5 protein-coding genes and 1 pseudogene are annotated in these 3,718 nt (G+C 55.9%); all 6 read left to right on the top strand.

Annotated elements, in window-relative coordinates:
* Positions 1-187, top strand: a pseudogene (locus tag BG74_RS18535) (molybdopterin dinucleotide binding domain-containing protein); the annotation flags it as partial.
* Positions 184-1,161, top strand: coding sequence for an NADH-quinone oxidoreductase subunit NuoH (nuoH, locus tag BG74_RS09440; protein WP_066598085.1), 978 nt, complete (start codon positions 184-186; stop codon positions 1,159-1,161). The pseudogene BG74_RS18535 and the gene nuoH, both read left to right, overlap by 4 nt.
* A gap of 14 nt (positions 1,162-1,175) precedes the next feature.
* On the top strand, positions 1,176-1,718 hold the full coding sequence (nuoI, locus tag BG74_RS09435) for an NADH-quinone oxidoreductase subunit NuoI (protein WP_066598083.1): 543 nt from the start codon (positions 1,176-1,178) through the stop codon (positions 1,716-1,718).
* A gap of 10 nt (positions 1,719-1,728) precedes the next feature.
* The gene (nuoJ, locus tag BG74_RS09430) at positions 1,729-2,292 is read left to right on the top strand and encodes an NADH-quinone oxidoreductase subunit J (protein ID WP_066598081.1); all 564 of its coding nucleotides are present in this window, start codon (positions 1,729-1,731) and stop codon (positions 2,290-2,292) included.
* Positions 2,289-2,591, top strand: a complete 303-nt coding sequence (nuoK, locus tag BG74_RS09425) for an NADH-quinone oxidoreductase subunit NuoK (protein WP_066598080.1) — start codon at positions 2,289-2,291, stop codon at positions 2,589-2,591. Before nuoJ ends, nuoK begins: the two co-directional genes overlap by 4 nt.
* A partial coding sequence (gene nuoL / locus BG74_RS18530) for an NADH-quinone oxidoreductase subunit L (RefSeq protein ID WP_244267501.1) occupies positions 2,588-3,718 on the top strand: 1,131 nt, incomplete at its 3' end. The genes nuoK and nuoL, both read left to right, overlap by 4 nt.

The raw sequence follows: 3,718 nt of genomic DNA, 5'->3' as shown, positions 1-3,718 counted from the left end.
CGCCAGGCTGGGTGTCAACAGCGGTACGCCACTAGCCTTTACCTGTGCGGGTCTGAAGCTGCGCCTCCCAGTTTGGTTCAGCGATAGCCTGAGCCCTGGGCAGGTGGGGCTGCCGCTAGGCTTACCTGGCATTCCCCCGATGCTTGTGGGACAGAGCATTGTTAATTTGCAAGAGGCCGCGCTATGAGTTGGTTAACACCGGAGGTCATCGATATCCTCCTGCCGGCGGTGAAGGCAGTAGTTATCCTGCTGCTAGTGGTCATCTGCGGGGCTTACATGAGTTTCGCCGAACGGCGCCTGCTGGGGCTGTTCCAAAACCGCTACGGGCCGAACCGCGTAGGCTGGGGCGGCTCACTGCAGCTGTTGGCCGACGTGTTGAAAATGATGTTTAAAGAAGACTGGATCCCACCGTTTGCCGATCGTGGTATTTTCACCCTGGCGCCGGTTATCGCCTTTACCTCATTACTGATTACCTTTGCCATTGTGCCGGTGAGCCCGACTTGGGTAGTGGCCGATTTCAATATCGGTATCCTGTTCTTTTTGATGATGGCCGGGTTGGCGGTTTATGCGGTGCTGTTCGCCGGCTGGTCGAGCAATAATAAATACTCCCTGTTAGGTGCCATGCGTGCCTCGGCGCAGACGCTGAGCTATGAAGTGTTCCTCGGTCTGTCGTTGATGGGGGTGGTAGCGCAGGCTGGCTCATTTAATCTCGGCGCGATCGTTGAGTCGCAGGCGCACTTGTGGAACGTAGTGCCGCAATTCTTCGGCTTCGTCACCTTTGCTCTGGCGGGCATTGCGGTGTGTCACCGCCACCCTTTCGATCAGCCAGAGGCCGAGCAGGAGCTAGCTGACGGTTACCATATTGAATACTCAGGGATGAAGTTCGGACTTTTCTTCGTCGGTGAATATGTCGGTATCTTGACTATTTCAGCGCTGATGGCGACGCTTTTCTTCGGCGGCTGGCAGGGGCCGTGGTTACCACCGTTTATCTGGTTTGCCGTGAAAACAGCTTTCTTTATGATGATGTTCATCCTGATCCGCGCAGCGCTGCCCCGTCCGCGATACGACCAGGTGATGGCGCTGGGCTGGAAAATCTGCCTGCCGCTGACGCTGCTCAACCTTTTGGCGACCTCAGCGGTCATCTTGTACAATGAGCATTAAGGGGTGGATGAATCATGACGTTAAAAGAGTTAGTGATTGGCTTCGGAACCACTCTGCGCAGCATCTGGATGATAGGTATGCAAGCGTTCAACAAGCGCGAAACCCGCATGTACCCGGAAGTACCAGTCAACCCACCTCCCCGTTTCCGAGGCCGTATCGTACTGACGCGCGACCCTGATGGCGATGAGCGCTGCGTAGCCTGTAACCTGTGCGCGGTCGTCTGCCCGGTTGGCTGTATCTCTCTGCAAAAAGCCGAGACTAAAGACGGCCGCTGGTACCCGGAATTCTTCCGTATCAATTTCTCGCGCTGTATTTTCTGCGGCCTGTGCGAAGAGGCGTGTCCTACCACCGCTATTCAGCTCACGCCGGATTTCGAGATGGGCGAGTTCAAGCGCCAGGATCTAGTGTACGAAAAAGAGGATTTGCTGATTTCGGGGCCGGGTAAATATCCGGAATACAACTTCTACCGTGTGGCCGGTATTGCGATCGTCGACAAGGACAAAGGCGAGGCGGAAAACGAAGCCAAACCCATCGACGTAAAAGGCTTACTTCCCTAAGGAGACTAGTATGGAGCTGGCGTTTTATCTTTCCGGCATGGTGGCGGTGCTGGCGGCGTTACGTGTCATCACCCATACCCAACCGGTACATGCGCTGCTATACCTGATTATTTCGCTGCTGGCCATAGCCTGTGTATTTTTTTCTCTGAGGGCCTACTTTGCCGGCGCGCTGGAGATTATCGTTTATGCCGGCGCTATCATGGTGCTGTTCGTTTTCGTAGTGATGATGCTCAACATGGGCATCGGCCGCGATAAACAAGAACGCGCCTGGTTGCGTCCCCGGGTCTGGATCGGGCCGTCGCTCTTGTCTCTGGTGCTGTTAGTGGTGCTGGTGCGCGCGCTGGCCAGCGCGGGCGATCACGGCATCGCGGAGGAGCTTATCGCGGATAAAACCGTTGGTATCCTGCTATTCGGTCCTTATGTGTTGGTGGTGGAGCTGGCCTCTGTGCTGCTACTTTCGGGGCTAGTAGTCGCGTTCCATCTGGGCCGCGATGAGCCCGACAATTTCGATGCACTCTACAAGGGGCCAAAGATAACCGATACCCTCAAGAAAAGAGGGGAGGAGCAAGCATGATCCCGTTTTCGCACGGTCTCATTCTGGCCGCTATCCTGTTTGTTCTAGGCTTGACGGGGATGATAATCCGCCGCAATCTGCTGTTTATGCTCTTGGGGCTAGAGATCATGATTAACGCCTCGGCGCTGGCGTTCATTGTGGCCGGCAGCTATTGGGGCCAGGCAGACGGGCAGGTAATGTATATCCTGGTGGTTACCCTGGCCGCCGCCGAGGCCAGTATCGGCCTAGCGTTGCTGCTGCAATTGCACCGTCGCCGTAGGACCATGGATATTGACACAGTCAGCGAGATGCACGGATGAACCTACTCTATTTAACCCTGTTATTCCCCTTGGTGGGTTTCCTGCTGCTGGCGTTCTCCCGCGGTAGCTGGTCTGAAAACCTGGCGGCGACGGTGGGCGTTGGTAGCGTCGGACTGTCAGCGCTGACCACTGTTTGGGTAGCGTTGGATTTCTTCGGCACGCGCAGCGACGGCGCGGTGGTATTTACCCAAACCCTATGGCGCTGGATGGCAGTGGGAGATTTCCAAATTCCCATTACCCTCAGCCTGGACAGCTTGTCGCTGACAATGCTATCAGTCGTCACTGGCGTCGGCTTTTTTATTCATCTCTATGCCTCGTGGTATATGCGTGGGGAAGAGGGCTATTCGCGCTTTTTCGCCTACACCAACCTGTTTGTCGCCAGCATGCTGGTGCTAGTGCTGGCAGACAACCTGCTGCTGATGTATCTTGGCTGGGAATGGGTGGGGCTTTGCAGCTACCTGCTAATAGGCTTTTATTACAGCGAGTCGAAAAACGGCACCGCGGCGATGAAGGCGTTTATCGTCACCCGCGTAGGGGATGTGCTGCTAGCTTTCGCGATGTTTATCCTTTATAGCCAGCTCGGGACGCTGAATTTCCACGATCTGATGGTTCTGGCGCCGCAAAAACTAGCGGAGGGCTCCCCGGCTATCACATGGGCGACCCTGATGCTACTGGGTGGCGCGGTTGGGAAATCGGCGCAATTGCCGCTGCAAACGTGGCTAGCGGACGCTATGGCCGGCCCGACGCCGGTGTCGGCGCTAATACACGCTACTACTATGGTAACCGCTGGCGTGTATCTTATAGCCCGAACTTACGGCCTGTTCCTGATGGCGCCAGAGGTGTTGTATCTAGTGGGGATCGTCGGCACGGTCACGCTGGTATTGGCGGGTTTCGCGGCGCTAGTGCAGACAGATATCAAACGGGTACTGGCGTATTCCACCATGAGCCAGATAGGCTATATGTTTCTGGCCCTGGGCATTCAGGCCTGGGAAGCGGCCATTTTTCACTTGATGACCCATGCGTTTTTCAAGGCGCTGTTGTTCTTGTCCTCCGGTTCGGTGATCCTGGCCTGCCACCATGAGCAAAACATCTTCGAGATGGGCGGCCTGAGAAAGTCGATTCCGCTA

The sequence above is a fragment of the Sodalis-like endosymbiont of Proechinophthirus fluctus genome (assembly GCF_001602625.1).
In the GTDB taxonomy this organism is placed as follows: domain Bacteria; phylum Pseudomonadota; class Gammaproteobacteria; order Enterobacterales; family Enterobacteriaceae.
The sequence above is the reverse complement of the archived record's forward strand: the minus strand, read 5'-3'. Positions and strand labels throughout refer to the sequence as shown.

Bases quoted from the DNA above. Each gene is read 5' to 3' on its own strand.
- nuoH (WP_066598085.1), top strand. From the start codon at position 184: ATGAGTTGGTTAACACCGGAGGTCATCGATATCCTCCTGCCGGCGGTG.
- nuoI (WP_066598083.1), top strand. From the start codon at position 1,176: ATGACGTTAAAAGAGTTAGTGATTGGCTTCGGAACCACTCTGCGCAGC.
- nuoJ (WP_066598081.1), top strand. From the start codon at position 1,729: ATGGAGCTGGCGTTTTATCTTTCCGGCATGGTGGCGGTGCTGGCGGCG.
- nuoK (WP_066598080.1), top strand. From the start codon at position 2,289: ATGATCCCGTTTTCGCACGGTCTCATTCTGGCCGCTATCCTGTTTGTT.